The sequence below is a fragment of the Brevibacterium zhoupengii genome, assembly GCF_021117425.1.
Taxonomy (GTDB): domain Bacteria; phylum Actinomycetota; class Actinomycetes; order Actinomycetales; family Brevibacteriaceae; genus Brevibacterium; species Brevibacterium zhoupengii.
The window spans coordinates 3301152-3319843 of sequence record NZ_CP088298.1 but is presented as its reverse complement, the minus strand read 5'-3'; the positions used below and the strand labels follow the sequence as shown (position 1 = coordinate 3319843).

18 protein-coding genes are annotated in these 18692 nt (G+C 62.1%); 15 read left to right on the top strand and 3 right to left on the bottom strand.

Annotated features, from left to right (window positions below; all coding sequences use genetic code 11):
• The first annotated feature begins 31 nt into the window (after window positions 1-31).
• From LQ788_RS15095 to LQ788_RS15040, 12 genes are all read left to right on the top strand, one after another.
• On the top strand, window positions 32-667 hold the full coding sequence (locus tag LQ788_RS15095) for a DUF4190 domain-containing protein (protein ID WP_231442333.1): 636 nt from the start codon (window positions 32-34) through the stop codon (window positions 665-667).
• Between the two features lie 210 nt (window positions 668-877).
• Window positions 878-1327 (top strand): DUF4190 domain-containing protein, encoded by a 450-nt coding sequence (locus tag LQ788_RS15090; protein ID WP_231442331.1) that lies wholly within the window; start codon window positions 878-880, stop codon window positions 1325-1327.
• A gap of 88 nt (window positions 1328-1415) precedes the next feature.
• Window positions 1416-1880 (top strand): DUF4190 domain-containing protein, encoded by a 465-nt coding sequence (locus tag LQ788_RS15085; protein WP_231442329.1) that lies wholly within the window; start codon window positions 1416-1418, stop codon window positions 1878-1880.
• A gap of 104 nt (window positions 1881-1984) precedes the next feature.
• Entirely contained in the window at window positions 1985-2863 is an 879-nt protein-coding gene (gene rsmI, locus LQ788_RS15080; RefSeq protein WP_231442327.1) for a 16S rRNA (cytidine(1402)-2'-O)-methyltransferase, read from the top strand.
• Between the two features lie 343 nt (window positions 2864-3206).
• Complete coding sequence (locus LQ788_RS15075; RefSeq protein WP_231442325.1) at window positions 3207-4268, top strand: hypothetical protein; 1062 nt, start codon at window positions 3207-3209, stop codon at window positions 4266-4268.
• A gap of 223 nt (window positions 4269-4491) precedes the next feature.
• Complete coding sequence (metG, locus tag LQ788_RS15070; protein ID WP_231442323.1) at window positions 4492-6213, top strand: methionine--tRNA ligase; 1722 nt, start codon at window positions 4492-4494, stop codon at window positions 6211-6213.
• The gene (locus LQ788_RS15065) at window positions 6213-7133 is read left to right on the top strand and encodes a TatD family hydrolase (protein WP_231442321.1); all 921 of its coding nucleotides are present in this window, start codon (window positions 6213-6215) and stop codon (window positions 7131-7133) included. Before metG ends, LQ788_RS15065 begins: the two co-directional genes overlap by 1 nt.
• A gap of 305 nt (window positions 7134-7438) precedes the next feature.
• Complete coding sequence (locus tag LQ788_RS15060) at window positions 7439-8590, top strand: resuscitation-promoting factor (protein WP_231442319.1); 1152 nt, start codon at window positions 7439-7441, stop codon at window positions 8588-8590.
• A gap of 435 nt (window positions 8591-9025) precedes the next feature.
• Window positions 9026-9319, top strand: coding sequence for a co-chaperone GroES (gene groES, locus LQ788_RS15055; RefSeq protein WP_009883265.1), 294 nt, complete (start codon window positions 9026-9028; stop codon window positions 9317-9319).
• 36 nt (window positions 9320-9355) lie between these two features.
• On the top strand, window positions 9356-10948 hold the full coding sequence (groL, locus tag LQ788_RS15050; RefSeq protein ID WP_231442318.1) for a chaperonin GroEL: 1593 nt from the start codon (window positions 9356-9358) through the stop codon (window positions 10946-10948).
• A 244-nt stretch (window positions 10949-11192) separates the two neighbouring features.
• Window positions 11193-12035: an ABC transporter ATP-binding protein gene (locus LQ788_RS15045; protein ID WP_231442315.1), complete on the top strand. Its 843-nt coding sequence runs from the start codon at window positions 11193-11195 to the stop codon at window positions 12033-12035.
• Window positions 12032-13453, top strand: coding sequence for an FtsX-like permease family protein (locus LQ788_RS15040; protein WP_231442313.1), 1422 nt, complete (start codon window positions 12032-12034; stop codon window positions 13451-13453). The genes LQ788_RS15045 and LQ788_RS15040 overlap by 4 nt, the downstream gene beginning before the upstream one ends.
• Before the next feature lie 92 nt (window positions 13454-13545).
• Here LQ788_RS15040 and LQ788_RS15035 read toward each other — a convergent pair whose 3' ends face one another.
• The 3 genes from LQ788_RS15035 to LQ788_RS15025 all read right to left on the bottom strand — a co-directional run bounded on the left by LQ788_RS15035 (window position 13546) and on the right by LQ788_RS15025 (window position 15013).
• Window positions 13546-14010, bottom strand: a complete 465-nt coding sequence (locus tag LQ788_RS15035) for a hypothetical protein (RefSeq protein ID WP_231442311.1) — start codon at window positions 14008-14010, stop codon at window positions 13546-13548.
• A gap of 109 nt (window positions 14011-14119) precedes the next feature.
• Entirely contained in the window at window positions 14120-14515 is a 396-nt protein-coding gene (locus LQ788_RS15030) for an SRPBCC family protein (RefSeq protein ID WP_231442309.1), read from the bottom strand.
• A 51-nt stretch (window positions 14516-14566) separates the two neighbouring features.
• A complete protein-coding gene (locus LQ788_RS15025) occupies window positions 14567-15013 on the bottom strand; it encodes a hypothetical protein (RefSeq protein WP_231442307.1) in 447 nt (148 codons plus the stop codon).
• Between the two features lie 148 nt (window positions 15014-15161).
• Between LQ788_RS15025 and LQ788_RS15020 the strand changes: the two genes are divergently transcribed.
• The 3 genes from LQ788_RS15020 to guaB all read left to right on the top strand — a co-directional run bounded on the left by LQ788_RS15020 (window position 15162) and on the right by guaB (window position 18675).
• The gene (locus LQ788_RS15020; RefSeq protein ID WP_231442306.1) at window positions 15162-16184 is read left to right on the top strand and encodes a pseudouridine synthase; all 1023 of its coding nucleotides are present in this window, start codon (window positions 15162-15164) and stop codon (window positions 16182-16184) included.
• A gap of 116 nt (window positions 16185-16300) precedes the next feature.
• Entirely contained in the window at window positions 16301-16963 is a 663-nt protein-coding gene (locus LQ788_RS15015; protein WP_231442304.1) for a GntR family transcriptional regulator, read from the top strand.
• A gap of 185 nt (window positions 16964-17148) precedes the next feature.
• On the top strand, window positions 17149-18675 hold the full coding sequence (gene guaB, locus LQ788_RS15010) for an IMP dehydrogenase (protein WP_231442302.1): 1527 nt from the start codon (window positions 17149-17151) through the stop codon (window positions 18673-18675).
• Window positions 18676-18692: the final 17 nt, after the last annotated feature.

Here is an 18692-nt window from a genome sequence, read left to right as displayed (position 1 = left end):
ACAGGCGGCAACGAGTGAAACGGTGAAGAGCGTGTCCTACAATCCGAACTATCGCCCGAGCGATCCACCCCAGGTCGGATCCCAACAGTTCAATAACTCCTACGAGACGCCGCAGCAGCCCGGTTACGGCTCGGGGCAGAACCAAGGGTATGGCTCGGAGTCGTATTCGAATCCGAACGCGTATCAGCAGAACCAATCCGGTCCTGCGATCTACAGCCAGCCGAACGATTACGGCCAGCCCGGCGCATACGGCGACGGCCAGCCGAATTCTTACAGTCAGCCCGGCGCGTACGGCTACAATCAGCCGATGACCTACGGGGCGCCGATGATGGTGCGGCCAGCGGTGAATAGACTGTCTAGCTGGGCGATGTGGATGGGTGTCATTGGCCTCGGCGGCGGCTTCGTCTGCGGCGTCCTCTCCCTGATTCCTATCCTCGGCTACTTCTTCATGTTTTTGACGATGTTCCTCTGGATCGCGCCCATCCTCGCTGTCATCTTCGGTCATGTGTCTCGTGGACAGATCAAGAAGTCTGGCGAAGAAGGTCGAGGTCAGGCCACTGCGGGACTGATCATGGGCTATGTCGGCATCGGCTTGGGTCTGCTGGGACTCATCATCATCGTCGGCGTTGTGGGACTGGGAGTCTTCGCTGCAGCCATGGTCTACTGAGGGGGCGGCATAGACCGGTGAGCGACTGTCTTCGGACGGACCAGCTCACGAGGGTCCGTTTTCTGCCCTGACACCGGTGGTGCAGGACTGCAACACGTTCTGCTCTTCGCAGCCTGTTCGGCTCGATAGCGTTGTAATCAGACGCAAGGGGAACATCCCTTCAGCAGGGATCATCCCGTGAGCAGCCAGAGCAACAGGAGCGAACCAGATATGTACACTCGGCAACTGCCCGCCAGCGGCGGCAACGCAGCATCAGCCCACTCGAACTACGGTGGCTACCCAGGCTATTCTGCTCAGCCGAATCCTGCCGCATACGGGGCAACCCCTGGGTTCGGTCCCAACCCGGGGTTCGTCGGCCCGGTGACGTACATCTATCAGCCGGTTGCTCCCACCAACTCCGTAGCGATCGTCGGCATGGTGCTCTCGCTCGCCGCGGTGATGACATCGTTCGTTCCCGCCGGAATCGCCGGGATCATCATGGGCCATATCGCTCGCAAGCAGATACGCCAGCGGGGTGAGCGCGGAGACGCGATGGCACTGACCGCGCTCTGGGTGGGCTACATCGGTACGGGGTTCTGGCTGATCTTCTGGGGCCTCTACATTGGAGTCATGGTGCTTGCAATCATGGCGGGCATCGCCGCCGAAGAAGCTACCTACTGAGCGAACTGAGACCCATCTGTGACAACCTCACCTTTTGTCGCGGAGTACGACTCGGTACCGTTGTAGGCATACACAAGGAGATCGCGCCATGAGCAGTCAGAACAACTGGAACAATCCAGACATGTATTACCAACAGCCGCAGTCGGGCCCTGCAGCGGGCAGCGGCTACAACAACGCGAATGCCAACTACGGCGCTGCGAGCTATAATCCGAACGCCGCTTATGGCGCCAACGCCCAGTACGCCGGTGGTGCGCCCACCTACGTCTACCAGCCGCTTCCGCCGACGAACACTTTGGCGATCATCGCCCTCGTGGCTTCGATCTTCGGAATCCTGAGCAGCTTCTTCCTCGCCGGCATCGCCGGCATCATCATGGGCCACATTGCCCGTAAGCAGATTCGGCAGTCAGGCGAACGCGGAGACGGATTGGCTGTCGCCGCTCTGTGGGTCGGCTACATCGGCACCGCTTGGTGGGTACTGTTCTGGGTCGTCTACGTCGGCATCATGGTCCTGATGTTCGGAGTCGCCATGGTCGGTGTGGGGTCAGCCGGTTGATGTCCGGGAGACCGGAAGACGCTGGAGACTTTGACGGCGCAGGTGACTTTGACGGCGTCGCTGATGAGGCGGACCCGTCCCCGGCTGCGCCTAACGATGTGGATATGGCGCAGGACGACTTCGGCTCGACGGATTCCGATCCTGCTTCAGCCTCAGCCGGCGGCAAACTCGTCCTGGTCGGCACTCCGATCGGCAACCTCGGCGATGCGAGCGATCGCATGCAACGTGCCATCGCCACCGCCGATGTCATTGCAGCTGAGGACACTCGTCGTTTCCTGTCGCTGACGCAGCGATTGGAACTCACGCACACCAAGCGTGTCATCAGCGTCTTCGACCACAACGAGCAGTCTCGGGCACCCGAACTCGTCGAACTCATCCGCTCCGGTCAGACCGTTGTCCTGCTCAGCGATGCGGGAATGCCTGCGGTCTCCGACCCCGGCTACCGCGTCGTCAAGGCATGTGCCGAGGCCGGGCTTCCGATCACGTCCACACCGGGACCGTCTGCCGTGCTTATGGCGCTCGCGGTCTCCGGGCTGCCCAGCGACCGGTTCAGCTTCGAAGGCTTCCTGCCGCGCAAATCCGGGGCACGCAAGACCCTGCTTGAGGAACTGCGCGGCGAGAAGCGGACCATGGTGTTCTTCGAAAGCCCCCACCGCATTGCGGACACCATGGACGATTTCCTCACCGTCATGGGGCCAGACCGGCCCATGAGCATCAGCCGCGAGCTGACGAAGACCTATGAGGAGACGCTGCGCGGTACTGTATCTTCGCTGCGCGACCTCGCAGCCGACGGACTGCGCGGGGAGCTGACTCTCGTCCTCGCCGGAGCCACCGTGGTCGAGACCGCACCGGAGGACCACCTCGACGCCGTCGGTGAACTCGTGGAGTCCGGTGTCCGCGCAAAAGATGCCGCAGGGCAGATCGCGAAGCGGTTCGGACTGTCCAAACGTGAGATCTACGAGGCCTGGCTGCACCGGGAGTGAGGTGCTCGGCGCCTCTGAGTTGGGCGTATGAGGGTGTGGATAGGTGAGGGATCGATCGAAGTTTCAGAGCTCTCCTTTAAAGCGGGGCTCTGAAACTTCGATCGATCCCTTTCCCTGTGCGCCGGACGCTGCGTGGTGGCGCGCGCACGATCAGCTCAGCGGAGCGTCTCTGCTGCACTGAGTGAGCGTGGTGCGTTTGTCTGAAACCGCGGTTCACTTGGCCGCGACTGGCTGTGAAATCTCCACTGACTCGCGTGCACTGAGCTTGGGGACAGAATCGCGTGATCCACACACGATTCGTCTCGGCTGGCTACCAGCACTATCGGCAGATCAGTGTGGTGGCATGTACAACGTCGTCTACTTCCAGGACCTCAGGGCAGCGGGTGCGGCCACCACCGACATCAAAAACGCGCTGGGGTGCTGCCTATTGAAGCTCGATCGCGGTGTCTATTCGGTCATACGCCGGTGCAAGGATTCCTCACATCGGCGATTCGTCAGCTTTGCAATCGACGAGGCGTGGTTGGTCTATCACGAGACCGGTCGCCACCGCGAGCGCTCCCAGCGGAGGAAGTATCTGGAACATCTCGATCGGCTTCGGATTCTCCACTATCCCAGGTACCGGTCGGGTGACGTGGTCTGGGGCGCATCGGCTGCGAAGCTCCACAAATTGGGGCTGTTCGACGTGCCGACTCAGCCGGTAAATGTCGCGCATGCTGTGTCCAGTTCCCGCACCGGCTCGTTGACCAGGCGGCGAATTTCGGTGCATGCCGAGGACATCTGCGAAGTCGAAGGGATCAGGGTCACTACGCAAGCGAAGACCGCGCTGGACCTGAGAACGGCGCTCGGGCCAGCGGCCGCATTCGCCGCCATGGAACAAGTTCTCCGATGGTCCATGATCGGCATCGATGAAGATGCCATCTTCAAGAAGGGCTATCCGCCTCACATCATGTCTCTGGTTCCCAATGCAGTCGACGGGTTGTTCGGCCCACCAATAATTCGGATGGCAAGGGGAGATCAGAGTGCGAGAAAGCTTGCTTCATTGATCACGCCGCTTTCGGAGAGCTATGCCGAGAGCCGGGCTTCGTTCAATTTGCACCTGCTCGGCCTGCATAACTTCGTACAGCAGTTCGACGTCAAAGACGGGTATCGGACCATAACGCGACTGGATCACCTTTTCGAAGAGTGCGGAGTTGCCTTGTACATCGACGGAACTCAGAAGTATGTGGACGGAGGATTCGCCGTCATGAACAAGGAGAGCTGGCAGCAGAACCGTCTGCTGTCGATGGGGTACAAAGTGATCCGCTTCAAGTTCAGCGAGATTTTGAATGTAGCGACTTTCTCGCGGAAGCTGTTCGACCAGGCACCCGAGCTGCGGCAGCACTGCAAAAAGAAGCTGGCGCTGTGAAGCACGCCCAGCTCGCGGCGAACTGAGGTCAACTGCCGCACAGTGTGGGCGTGAAGAGGCCTCTTCTCGATGGAAGCAGAGTTAGGGATCGATCGAAGTTTGAGGGCTCACGTTTAAAGTCGAGCTATAGAACTCAGACGGGGCTATTTCCAATAGGGGGCACACTCACTCCCCGCGGACCACTGCGCGACTGCGGCTCGGCTTCCCTTAGACTGTGTGACCTATGGGTTATTACTTGACGACAGCTATCGCTTACCCCAATGGGGCCATCCACATCGGGCACGCATATGAGTACATTGCGGCCGATACGATCGCGCGGTTCAAGCGCCTCGACAACCACGATGTGTTCTTCAGCACCGGCACCGATGAGCATGGGCTGAAGATGCTGCAGGCCGCGAACAAGCTGGGTATCACGCCGAAGGAGCTCGCCGACGACAATGCGAAGAACTTCCGCGACACGCAGCTGGCGCTCGGCTCCACGTTTGATCGGTTCATCCGCACCACGGATGAGGACCACTACGAGTCGTGCAAGGCGATCTGGCGCAAGCTCGAAGAGGCCGGCGACATCTACCTCGACACCTACTCCGGCTGGTACTCAGTTCGTGACGAGGCCTACTACGCGCAGGACGAGACCGAGGTCGTCGACGGTGTCCGCCTGTCCAAGGAAACCCGCACCGAGGTGACTTGGACGGAGGAGGAGTCCTACTTCTTCCGCCTCTCGAAATACCAGGACAAGCTGCTCGAGCTGTACAAGAATCACCCTGAGTTCATCGGCCCCGACTCCCGCCGCAACGAGGTCGCCTCCTTCGTCGCCTCCGGCCTCAAGGACCTCTCGGTCTCGCGCACCACATTCGACTGGGGTGTACCGGTGCCCGGCAACGAAAAGCACGTGATGTACGTGTGGATCGATGCCCTGACGAACTACATCACGTCCGCCGGATATCCGAATGACGACGAGTCGTTCAAGAAGTGGTGGCCCGCCGACGTCCACATCATCGGCAAGGACATCATCCGCTTCCACAGCGTCTACTGGCCGGCGTTCCTCATGAGTGCTGGAATCGAGCTGCCGGGGCGCGTCCACGCCCACGGCTTCCTCTTCAACGCCGGCGAGAAGATGTCGAAGTCCGTCGGCAACGTCGTCGATCCCATCGACCTCGTCGACGCGTTCGGCCTCGACACCCTGCGCTTCTTCCTCTTCCGCGAGTTCTCCTACGGCAACGACGGGTCCTACACGAAGGACTCGATCATCACCCGCAAGAACTCCGACCTCGCCAACGAGTACGGCAATCTTGCCCAGCGTTCGCTGTCGATGATCGCGAAGAACTGTGACGCCCGAGTTCCCCAGCCAGGTGAGCTCACCGATGACGATGAAGCCCTGTTGGCGTTGGCCCGTGCGGTCCCCGACAATGCCCGTCGCCACGTCGACACCCAGGCCCTGCACCTCTACGTGGAGGCCTGCTGGAAGGTTCTCTCCGAGGCCAACCGCTACTTCTCCGCCCAGGAGCCATGGAAGCTGAAGAAGACCGATCCCGATCGCATGGCCACCGTGCTGTGGGTGACGATCGAGGTCGTGCGCATCATCTCGATTCTCATCCAGCCCGTCATGCCCGAGTCCGCCGGCAAGATCCTCGACCTCCTCGGCGTCTCCGCTGGTGCAGGTGAGGCCGGCGCCAAGGTTCTGCCGACAGCGACAGCGACCGACAGCGGAGCCGGCGCCGAGGCGATGGAAACCGTCACCGCGAACGCCGGCATCGGTGTCGCCGCCGGAGCAGCCTATGCCTCCGCCGGCCTGGCACCTTCGGTCGCCGAAACCACCGCGGGTGGAATCTCCGCCGCCGAGGTGGATCCCCGGTCGTTCGCCGCCATCGAGTATCCGCTCGAGCCAGGCACATCGCTGCCTAAACCCGAGCCCGTGTTCCCCAAGTTCGTGGAGGAGACCGAATAATGGCCTCTCGCGCCGCCGGAACCTATCCTCCGGTGCCTGAGCCGCTTGCCCACCCGGTCGTCGACACCCATACGCATCTCGATATCTGCACGGGTGTGCGACTGCCCTTGGGCGCCGGCGAACCCGAACCAGAGGTGCGACCCGACGATGACGAGGAGTTCCCGAGCCTCGACTTCTTCTTCGACACCGCGCAGTCGGCTGGCGTCCAGCGCATCGTGCAGATCGGCTGCGACCTGCCGGCAGCCCGGTGGACGACCGAGCTGGTCACCCAGCAGTCACAGCAGGGCCGGAAGTGGATGCTCGGCGGCGCGGCATTGCACCCGAATGAAGCGCCGAGGCTGGCCGAGCGAGGCATGCTCGACGATGCACTCACAGAGATCGAGTCGCTCGTGGCCTCCAACGACCGCATGCGCGTGGTGGGGGAGACCGGCCTTGACTACTTCCGCACCGGTGAAGACGGTGTCGCCGAACAGCAGCGCTCCTTCCGCGCCCACATCGAGATCGCCAAACGCACGGGCAAGGCCCTGCAGATCCACGACCGTGAGGCACACGCCGACGTGCTGCGCATCCTCAAGGAGGAAGGCGCACCCGAGGTGACGATCTTCCACTGTTATTCCGGCGACGAGGCGATGGCCCGCGATTGCGCGGAGGCCGGGTACTACATGTCGTTCGCCGGGAACCTCACGTTCAAGAACGCGGATGAACTCCGCCGCGCGGCAGCCGCTGCCCCATTGGATCGGCTGCTGACCGAGACCGACGCGCCGTTCCTCACCCCGCACCCGCACCGTGGCAAACCGGGAGGCCCGTATCTGACCGCAGTCACGGCACGCATGCTCGCCGAGGTGCGGGGGATGAGCGAAGAGGACCTCTGCTCAGCGGTATGGCAGAACGCGGAGACCGCGCTGGGAGGCTGGGACTGACCAGCCACCTCGGCGAGGGAGAGGATGACGCTCGATCAGACACCTCGGCGGGTAAATGTCACGATTGTGACGAAGCCCGGAAACACGGGGAAGTCCTGGTCAGAGCGCCAACTTCGGGACCCTCGCTGTTACATGTTCGTAATGTTTTGCGTATCTTGTAACGAATCGGTTACAGTAGATGAGTTGATGACCTCTGCCCCAGGGATATTTTTGTGATTGATTTTCTCAAGAACCGCAAAGTGCAAATTGCTGCACAGGCGGTTGTGATTACCGGACTCGTGGGTGGCACGGGTGCCGTGGTTACCATGAACAAGCCCGTGACCCTTGATGTCAACGGTCAGTCCGAAGAAGTTCGGACCTTCGGCGGTACCGTGGGGGATGTCCTCGACAGCCGCGACCTCGACATCGACAAGCGCGACCAGATCAAGCCAGGCGTAGACAAGAAGATCTCGCGGGATATGACGATCACCGTCAATACCGCGAAGAAGCTCTCACTGTCCGTCGACGGCAATAAGAGCAATGAGTGGACGAACGCGAACACTGTTGGTCAGGCATTGGCCGACCTGGGTGTGGACGCGAAGCACGCCGATCTCAATGCTGAGCCGAATCAGAAGCTCAAAGAAGATGGCAACAAGATCGATGTGACGACCGCCAAGGATCTCACCATCGTTGCCGACGGCAAGGACCACAAGGTCTCGGCCGCAGCAGGCACCGCCAAGGAAGCCCTCGGCGAGACCAAGCTGAAACTCGACAAAGACGACTTCCTCTCCGTACCGCTCAGCTCCAAGGTCTCCGACGGCCAGGTTCTGACCGTGAACCGTGTGAAGAACGACACGGTCAAGGAGAAGCAGGCCATCGAGGCCAAGACCGAGACCAAGAAGTCTGACGACCTCTACGTCGGCGAAACCAAAGTCGAAGAAGAGGGCAAGGACGGCGAGAAGCAGGTCTCCTACAAGGTCAAGACCGTCAACGGCGATGAGGTGAAGAAGGAGAAGAAGGGCGAGAAGGTCCTCTCCGAGCCTAAGGCCAAGGTTGTCATCCAGGGCACCAAGAAGAAGGAAGCCCCCGCGGAGAAGCCGGACGACTCCGACAACGGCTCGGACGCAGGAACCGGCGACGGCGGCTCCGACAACGGTTCAGGCGGCTCCGACGACGGTGACAACAGCACCGGCGGCGGCTCCGGCGGCGGTGGCGACATGAGCACCCAGGAGATCAAGGACATGCTCGGCGGACCGGGATCCAAGTGGTACCAGGTCGCCAAGTGTGAGTCGGAATTCAACCCGCGCGCTGTGAACCAGTCGAACCATGCACACTTCGGTCTCTTCCAGTTCAAGCTCCAGACATGGCAGTCCATGGGCGGCAGCGGTAACCCGATCGATGCCAGCCCCCAGGAGCAGTTCGATCGTGCCAAGAAGCTCCAGGCTGAAGCCGGCTGGGGACAGTGGGCCTGCGCCTGATCGCAGAGTGTAACCTCTGACCTGAAGCGATAGGCATATGAGCTGACGCTATAGGCAACATGCACCGAGTGCGGATCCGGGATTATCCCGGGTCCGCACTTGTGCATTCACCACCGATGCCAAATGGGAGTTCTCTGCTGGCGGCGCATGGGAGATGAGTTGGTGCCAGCGCCGTGCCAGGACCGTCTCAGGGCCGCCACGGGGCGGTCTTCGAGCGCCTTTTCTGGAGTTTCGCCCAGAGCGTGGACAATCCTTGGCACTCGAGTTGACCGAGTGCTAAGAGCGTTCTAAAGTCGAATTAGCACTAGCACTCAGTGAGTGCCAGTTTTATGAGACGGTCGAATCGCTCGGCACCCGCGACGACGAGAGGTTCATGGCAGCAGCCGCCGTCTGACTCAAAGAAGAATTGAACCCAGCGAAGGGAGAGGGCCCGATATGTCGGTCTCCATCAAGCCACTCGAAGATCGGATTGTCATCCGTCAGGTCGAAGCAGAGCAGACTACCGCCAGTGGTCTGGTCATTCCCGAAACCGCCAAGGAAAAGCCTCAGGAAGGCGAAGTTGTCGCAGTGGGCCCAGGCCGCGTTGCTGACAACGGAAACCGCGTCCCAGTTGACGTGGCCATCGGCGACAAGGTCATCTACTCCAAGTTCGGCGGCACCGAAGTCAAGTACGCAGGAGAAGAGTTCCTCGTGCTCTCGGCTCGTGACGTGCTCGCCGTCATCGGCTGAATCCCCTGAACAACTACTTCACTGACAGGAGGACGAATGCCTAAGAATCTGGAATTCAACGACGAGGCCCGTCGTGCACTCGAAAAGGGTGTGAATATCCTCGCGGACACCGTCAAGGTGACGCTGGGACCCAAGGGCCGCAACGTTGTTCTCGACAAGAAGTGGGGCGCACCCACTATCACCAACGATGGCGTGACCATCGCTCGTGAGGTCGAGGTTGACGACCCATACGAAAACCTTGGCGCTCAGCTGGCCAAGGAAGTTGCCACCAAGACCAACGACATCGCCGGTGACGGAACCACCACCGCGACCGTCCTGGCACAGGCCTTCGTCAACGAAGGTCTGCGCAACGTCGCTGCCGGCGCCGCACCAGGTGCCCTCAAGCGCGGAATCGAAGCTGCCGTCGAGGCTGTCTCCACCGAACTCGGAACCATCGCCCGCGATGTTCTCGACTCCTCGGAGATCGCACACGTCGCCGGTCTGTCTGCTCAGTCCGAAGAGATCGGCAAGCTCATTGCCGATGCCTTCGACAAGGTGGGCAAGGACGGCGTCATCACGATCGACGAATCCCAGGCCGCATCTGTGGAACTCGAAATCACCGAGGGAATGCAGTTCGACAAGGGTTACCTCTCGCCGCACTTCGTGACCGATGCTGATCGCCAGGAAGCTGTGCTCTCCGACGCGCTCATCCTCATCAACCAGGGCAAGATCTCCAACATCCAGGAGCTCCTCCCTGTGCTGGAGAAGGTGCAGCAGGCCGGAAAGCCTCTGTTCATCGTGGCCGAGGACATCGAAGGCGAAGCTCTGTCGACGCTGGTCGTCAACAAGCTGCGCGGCATCATCAACGTTGCCGCCGTCAAGGCTCCCGGATTCGGCGACCGCCGCAAGGCGATCCTCGAAGACCTCGCCGTCCTCACCGGCGGCCAGGTCGTCACCGCTGATATGGGCATGAAGCTCGACCAGGTCACCCTGGAAGAGCTCGGCAACGCCCGCACCATCACCGTCACCAAGGACAACACCACCATCATCGATGGTGCTGGCTCCGACGAGGACGTCAACGGTCGGGTCGCCCAGATCCGCAGCGAAGTCGAGAACACGGACTCCGATTGGGACCGCGAGAAGCTGCAGGAGCGCTTGGCCAAGCTCTCCGGCGGAGTCGCAGTCATCAAGGTCGGCGCCGCCACCGAGGTGGAGCTCAAGGAACGTAAGCACCGCGTCGAAGACGCAGTGTCTGCTACTCGTGCAGCCATCGAAGAGGGCGTCGTCGCCGGCGGCGGATCGGCTCTGATCCACGCAGCCAAGGTTCTGGACGGTAACGACCTGAGCCTGACCGGCGATGCAGCCACCGGTGCTGAGATCGTCAAGCGCGGAGTCGTTCAGCCACTGCGCTGGATTGCTGCCAACGCTGGCCAGGACGGCTACGTCGTCGTGTCCAAGGTCAAGGAACTCGCTTCCGGCCAGGGATACAACGCGGCTACCGATTCCTATGGCGACCTCATCGGCGCCGGAATCATCGACCCGGTCAAGGTCACCCGCTCGGCACTGCGCAACGCCGCTTCGATCGCCGCACTGGTTCTCACCACTGAGACACTGGTCGTCGAGAAGAAGGAAGAAGAGGACGAGGACTGATCCTCATCTGATTCGCATCGGCGCGCAGTGAATGCGCTGACCTGATACACGTGTGGCCCGGAAATTGGTTCCGGGCCACACGTGTATTCACCCATCGAATTCACCCGCCGAGGCTGTTCGTCCTGTCGTCGTCCCCGTGCTGTACAGGCGGCTCACACCTACTGATCAGTCAGATCCTATGTTTCTTGCGCCCGAGGGTCGTTAGTCTGGACAAGACAGATTGACGCAACAATGTAGGGACCCCATGACGACCGCCTCACCGATGCCCATCGCTCAACTTCGTGATGTTTCGAAGATCTTTGATCCGAACGGGGCAGCGCTGGTCGCTCTCAACGAGGTCTCCCTCGATATCGCCCCCGCACACCTGACGGCCGTGATGGGGCCCTCGGGTTCGGGCAAATCCACCCTCATGCACATCCTCGCCGGGCTTGATCGGCCGAGCTCGGGCACTGTGCACATCGGCGAACGTGAGATCACCGCATTGCGTGAAGACGAGCTCACGGCCTTGCGCCGGCGGCGGATCGGCTTCGTGTTCCAAGCATTCAACCTGGTGCCGACCCTCACGGTGCGGGAGAACATCATGTTGCCATTCGAACTCGACGATCGCAGGCCAAACGCCGATGAACGCGCCTGGATCTCCAGCATCATCAAGCGGCTCGGCCTCGACGAGCGGCTGAAGCATCGGCCCAGCGAGATCTCGGGCGGGCAGCAGCAGCGCACGGCCATCGCCCGTGCTCTGGCTACCCGACCGGATATCCTCTTTGCCGATGAACCGACCGGCAACCTCGACGGCCGGTCGGGCCGCGAGGTCATGGCCATCATGTCCGAGGCAGTGCGCGAGCTCGGTCAGTCGATCGTGCTCGTGACCCATGATCCGATCGTGGCTGCCTATGCCGACCGGGTTGTGTTCATCGCCGACGGCACGCCCGTCTCTGAGCTCAACGACTCGATCAGCGCCGAGGTGATCGCGCAGACGATGCTCGACCTCGACGCGCAGGCCGAGGCTGCCGAGAACGCGGACGCAGGATCCTCACCACAAACCGGACGGACCCCGCAGTATGCAGCGGAGTCTGGAGGGCGCCGATGAACCCGTTGCGGGAGATCCGGACCAACCCGCGGCAGTTCGCCCCCAGCTTCCTCGTCGTCTTCATTGCGGCACTCTTCGGCACCGTCATCATGCAGGGCATCGAGATCCTCACCGCCTGGATGTCGTCAGCGAAGATCGTCTCCGAGTCAGACACCGCGCAGGGCCTGCTCACAATGGTGGGGCTGGTCTTCTTCGTCATCGCACTGTTCGTCTCGAGCATCGTCATCGCGAATACGTTCTCCATCATCATCGCCGGGCGCAGCCGCCAACTGGCATTGCTGCGGCTCATAGGAGCTTCCTCACGACGGCTGCGTCGAGCCGCCTCGGTGGAGGGACTGCTCGTTTCGATACCCAGCGCCGTCGTTGCATTCCTCGTCTCCACTGCACTCGCGAAGGCAACGACGGCCTACCTCGGCGAACAGATCACCGTGGAACCCGAACTGCTCAGCCCTATGATGTTCCTGCCCGGGGCGGCGACGATCGTCGTGACCTGGTTCTCCGCGTATCTGGGCGCCCAACGCATCAGCGGCATCTCGCCGATCGAGGCCACCTCGCAGGCTGTCGAACGTCGCCCCGAAGACACACGCGCGTCGATGGGGGCCTTGGCAGGTGCACTCATCCTGCTGTCCATGGGGATCACCCTTCTCATCAGCGGCATCGTCGGTGCCAGCGGGAACACAGTGAGTGTACTGGGCGTGCTCCTTGTCGCCGTCGGTGCCGCACTGACCTTCGTCGGTGTCATCGTCGGCAACCCCTGGATCCTTCCGCCGCTGCAGACGCTGACCGGGTGGCTGCTCGGCCGAACGGCAACCGCACGTCTGGCTGCGTCGACGATCGCTCGCCACCCCACCCGCAATGCGCGCACGGTGATCGGACTCGTCATCGGCATCACCCTCATCGTCATGTTCGCCACGGCCATGACAACCTTCAGAGATCAGCTTCTCGACTACGCCGAATCGCTCGGCGACGACGGGTGGGGCGGCTTCGAGGATGTGCTGAAGACCGTCATCGACCAGACGATGATGTTCTTCCTCGGGATGGTCCTCTTCTCCGTCATTATCGCCGTCATCGGAGTCGCGAACGCCCTCACTCTCTCCGTGCGACAGCGCACTCAGGAGATCGGTCTGCTCATGGCCCTCGGCCAGACTCCGCGACGGGTGCGACGCATGATCGTCGCCGAAGGCATGCAGCTAAGTGTGACCGCCTGCCTGGTCGCCGTGCCCCTTGGGATCGCCTTCGGGTGGATCGGTGCGCTGGTGCTGCTGTCACCGCTGACCGGATTCTTCGCTCCGTCCGTGCCCTGGTGGGTCATCATCTCCGTCGTCGCCGGCTCGCTTCTGGCCGTGCTCGCCGCCAGCCGTGCCCCAGCACGCGCGGCGACATCGATCAGTCCAGTGGACGCTCTTCAGGCGGTATGAGTTCAGGCCCTCGCCGAGGTGGTTGTGCGCCTGATGGCATATATCAGACGGCCAGCGCTGAGCACTGAGTTCTGAGCTTTGTGCACTGATCGTCAGATGGAAACTGGCCTGCGGCGTCGACGTTTTGCCAGTTCTCTCACGATCGACTCGCCCGACACGAAGACTGCCGCCAGACCAGTGAAGATACAGATGACCGGTACGGCTACCGTGAGTGTCGGGAAAAGCTCATTGTCTAAGTAACCGAACCGAGAGAAGAGCACATCGTTGATCAACGCAGCGGCAATTTCAGCGACGACTAGTACGCCATAGGTGTAGGCGAGGAATCGGCCGAGGGATCGACGCAGAAGAAACAGCATAACGACCATGGTGATCACCGGTGCCAGCAGCACGTAAGACATGTCGTGCAGACTGCGCACCGAGAGGAAGGTGCCTTCTCCGATGTGTTGGTTGGCAAAAGGCAGGTAGAGCAGCAGACCTGCCACGAGGACGAGTACGGCCACCACGGTGTTCACCCATGTGCGGGTCAACGCGAAAGCGTTGTCGTCTGTGTTGGTCATGACCGCCTCACGGCTCTTGCCCGACGGTGCAAGTGCATCGTCGACTACATGGTTCCGAATCCGATACAAGAATCCTTGCATGAATGTGGCGGTGGGAGTAAATCGGGTCTCAGCCTTCGAGGACATCGCGCAGGCGTTCCAAGTCCTTCTCGACTGCCGCGATATCCCGGGCGAAATCCTCGTCGCTGACATTCGGCAGGCGGTAGACGGTGAAGACGATCTCGCTGACGTCATCGTTGTGGAGCACGCGCAGCGGATTGTGCACGGCAGTACCGTCGGGAAAGATCACGTCATGGTCGAGGATGCCGAACTCGATGCCCGGACGGAACTTGACCTCGACCTCACCCATCGGCGAATCGGTGATCCATCTCCCTGCCTCGTTGCGGATGCCCTCACTCAGGCCAGCGGCCCACTGCGGGAGATTCGCCGGATTGCCGGCAAAGACTGCGATGTCGGAAGGGTTGCAGTGGATCGTCTGCGAAATGTGGTGCGCGTCGAAGCTCATGCACCAAGTGCACCACAGGAGCCGTGATCCGACCAGGGCTGGAGGCGTGAGTCAGCCCCTGCGGTGGGCCGAGCGGCATCGGCGCCGGTCGAGTCTGAGGTTGCGCGAGCGGATCCTCAGCGTCCGCATCACACACTCCGGTCGCCCGGTGATGTTCGGGAGGGGGCGCCGGCTCGCGTTCAGGTGAGCAGCGATGTGTTCATCGGGCGGCTCGTCCTCATCGCGGCGCTGCCCGAACTCCGACCGGTCGATGAATGCTCTGAGCTCGGCGATGAGCTTGTGCTGGAGGTCATCGACCGACTCGGATCCCTCTGCGTATTCGAGGGGGATGTCGACAGCCTCCTGGTCGGCGACGACGCTGACGACCCAGGTCTCCTCACCGGCCGTGGGATGGTTCACCCCGAAGCTGTCCCATTCATCATCGGCGAACAGCCTGAGAACAACCGGAGCGATGACTTCGTTGAGAAGGAACTCTTCCGTCAGTTCGGTGTTGTCCATACCTCCCACCATAGGACTCCGCGCCCCAGATTTCTCGCAGGCCCACGGAACGTTTCGCGAGCCCACGGCGCGTTGTGCCGGCTCAGAGTCGAGTGCGGCATGGCGTCGGTGCCGCATCGGGCATCGCGTCGACAGTTAGACTGATCCGATGCCACGCAGCCCGCTCCCACCCCGAGAAGGGATCTCCGCGACTTCGCTGCGCGCTCCTGGTGGGAAGGCGACGCACGACAAGAACCATCTTCCGGTCCCGGACACGATCGGCGAGTGGCTGGAGGCAGAGTTCCCCGAGGCCGACGATGAGGCCCGGCGCAGCCTGCTCACTTCGGGTGATATGCGCGATGAGACGGGCGAGCCGATTCACTGGGACGATGCTGTGGTCCCCGGCGGCTTCTATTTCTTCCACCGGCCGGTACCGGCCGAGGAGCGGATTCCCTTCGAGATCTCCGTGGTCTTCGAGGACGACGATCTGCTCGTCGTCGACAAACCCCACTTCCTCGCGAGCACTCCCAACGGCCGCTTCGTCCGCGAATGCGTCGTGACCCGGGCCCGCCTGGATTTCGACCAACCCGATCTGGTGGCCATCCACCGCCTCGACCGCGTCACAGCGGGACTGCTCATCCTGTCGAAGCGCCCCGATACCCGCGGCCGCTATCAGCGCCTGTTCCAGGACCGGCTGGTGACCAAGACCTACCGCGCCCTCGCTGCGCTGCCGCCAGCAGACCTCGAGCTCCCGCTCATCAAAGAGTCCAGGCTGGTCAAACCGCGCGGCGGCAGACAGGTCCTCGAGGTCGAAGGCGAACCCAACGCATTCTCCAAGATCAGCCTGCTGGGTGAACGCACCCCACCCTCGCCGAGGTGGTCCGACGTAACCGTGCCCCCACCTCGGCGATCGGCGGAGTGCCCGTCGATCGGGGAATACCAGCTCGAACCACTGACGGGTCGGACTCACCAGCTGCGGGTCCATATGAACTCGCTCGAGCTGCCCATCCTCGGTGACCCGGTCTATCCCGTCGACCGTGCTCCGGATCCCTATGACTTCAGCTCGCCGCTGCAGCTGTTGGCGGCGTCGATCGGGTTTGAGGATCCGCTGACCGGGCAACCACGACGATTCGAGTCCGGCCTCAGCCTCGGCGAGGTGCAGCAACGGCACCAGCATGGGGAAACGCCGTAGCGGCGCCAGCGAAGAGGAGGCGAGGTGGTGACTTCTCGTGTCTCGACTCGGTATCATCATCGACGACTGCGCTCCGGCTTTGCCCGCGAGCGGTGACGACACGGTAGCCTGGTGGTATGAGCCCACACGCACCCGGATGTACCTCAGAGGCGATCGTCGCCTTGGTCCGGTCCCGAATCACGACCGGCGAATACCCTGCCGGATCCCCGGTCCGAGACGGTGCGCTGGCGAAGGAATTCAACGTTTCTCGCAACACCGCACGCGAGTCTCTGAGCCTGCTCCGCCACGCCGGCCTGCTGACTCAGGAGACGAACCGCGGCTTCTTCGTACGCACCTTCGACCTCGACGAACTCAAGGACCTCTACCAGGCAAGACGTGTCTTCGAGATCCGTGCCGTCCAGGAATCACAGGACGCCACCGAGGAAGCGATGAGCCGAGTCGAAGCCTCCGTCGTCCGTGCCGAGACCGCTCCGAGCAACGAGAGCTGGACCGACGCGCAGGAGCACTCCGCTTCCTTCCACAGGGCCATCGTCGGCCTGCTCGGCTCGCCGATGCTCGATGAGTTCTACCTCAATCTCATGGCCCGCCTCTCAACGACATTCGCCCGCTCGCAGGAACCAGGCAAATACCACTCCCACTGGGCGAACCCGCACCGCGACATCTTGGAGAAGATGCGTTCGGGTGACCGACACGGAGCCGAAGGCCTGCTGCGCATCCACCTCGATGACTCCGAGGCCTCGACACTCGACCTGGCACGCTCGGTCGGCGAAGGCCGCTGACCACGGAACCGTCGGACCACCTCGGCGGCGGGCCGGACTATGCAACGGCGGGACCACCTCGGCGAGCATTCCTGAGTATCGGTGTCGGCAGTCTCACAGTGCTCGGTATTTGAAACGCTAGATAAGCGCTGTATGACTTCGATAGCATTGAGCCACCGTACTCACCGCGTCGAAAGGCTGTACCCATGGGGATTCCCGAGCAGGAAACACAGGCCGCAAACGATCCGTTCTCGCTGACGGGACTTACGTATGACGATGTCCTTCTCCTGCCCGGTGACACCGATGTCATCCCCTCCGACGCCTTCACCACGACCCGCCTGACCAAAGAGATCGAGCTCAACATTCCGCTGGTCTCGGCCGCCATGGACACCGTGACCGAGTCGCGCATGGCCATTGCCATGGCGCGCATCGGCGGTCTGGGCATCATCCACCGCAACCTGTCGATGGAAGACCAGGCGGCCCAGGTCGACTACGTCAAGCGCTCCGAGTCCGGCATGATCAACGACCCGCTGACGATCACCCCAGAGAAGACGCTGGAAGAACTCGACGAGATCTGCGGCAAGTACCGGATCTCCGGACTGCCCGTCGTCGACGAGAACAATGTGCTGCTGGGCATCGTGACCAACCGCGACCTGCGCTTCGTCACCCGCAGCGAATTCCCGCACCGCACCGTGGCCGACACCATGACCCGGATGCCGCTGATCACCGCCCCGGACGGCGTGTCCGCGGAGAAGGCCTTCGAACTGCTCGCCGAGCACAAGGTCGAGAAGCTGCCCCTGGTCGATGAGAATAACGTCATCAAGGGCCTCATCACTGTCAAGGACTTCGTCAAGACCGAGGAATACCCGCTGGCGACGAAGGACGACGAGGGACGCCTGCGTGTTGGTGCGGCCGTTGGATTCCACGGCGACGCCTATGAGCGCGCAGTCCTCCTCGCCGAGGCGGGTGTCGACGTCCTCGTCGTCGACACGGCCAACGGCCACGCTCGCGGTGTGACCGATATGATCCGTAAGATCAAGGCCGATTCGACGTTCGACAACGTCCAGATCATCGGCGGAAACGTGGCCACGAAGGAGGGGGCTCAGGCCCTCATCGACGCCGGTGCCGACGCCATCAAGGTCGGTGTCGGTCCAGGCTCGATCTGCACCACCCGCGTGGTCGCAGGAGTCGGTGTCCCGCAGGTCACCGCCGTCTACCTGGCCGCCCAGGCAGCACGTGCGGCCGGTGTGCCGGTCATCGCCGATGGCGGACTTCAGTACTCTGGCGACATCGCCAAGGCCATGGTTGCCGGTGCCGACACCGTGATGCTCGGCTCCCTGCTGGCTGGCTGCAGCGAATCACCGGGCGAGCTCATCTTCGTCAACGGCAAGCAGTACAAGGCCTACCGCGGCATGGGCTCACTGGGTGCCATGGCTCCGCGCCAGGGCAAGTCGTATTCGAAGGACCGCTACTTCCAGGACGATATCGAGACCGACACCGAACTCATCCCAGAAGGCATTGAAGGCCGCGTGGCCTACCGCGGACCACTTCGCCAGGTCGCGCACCAGCTCACCGGCGGCCTGCGCCAGTCGATGTTCTACGTCGGCGCACCGACCATCGAAGACCTCAAGGCCAAGGGCAAGTTCGTCCGTCTGACCACTGCGGGCCTCAAGGAGAGCCACCCGCACGACATTCAGATGACCGTCGAAGCCCCGAACTACGTCGTGAAATAAGAGTTCTCGACCGACCG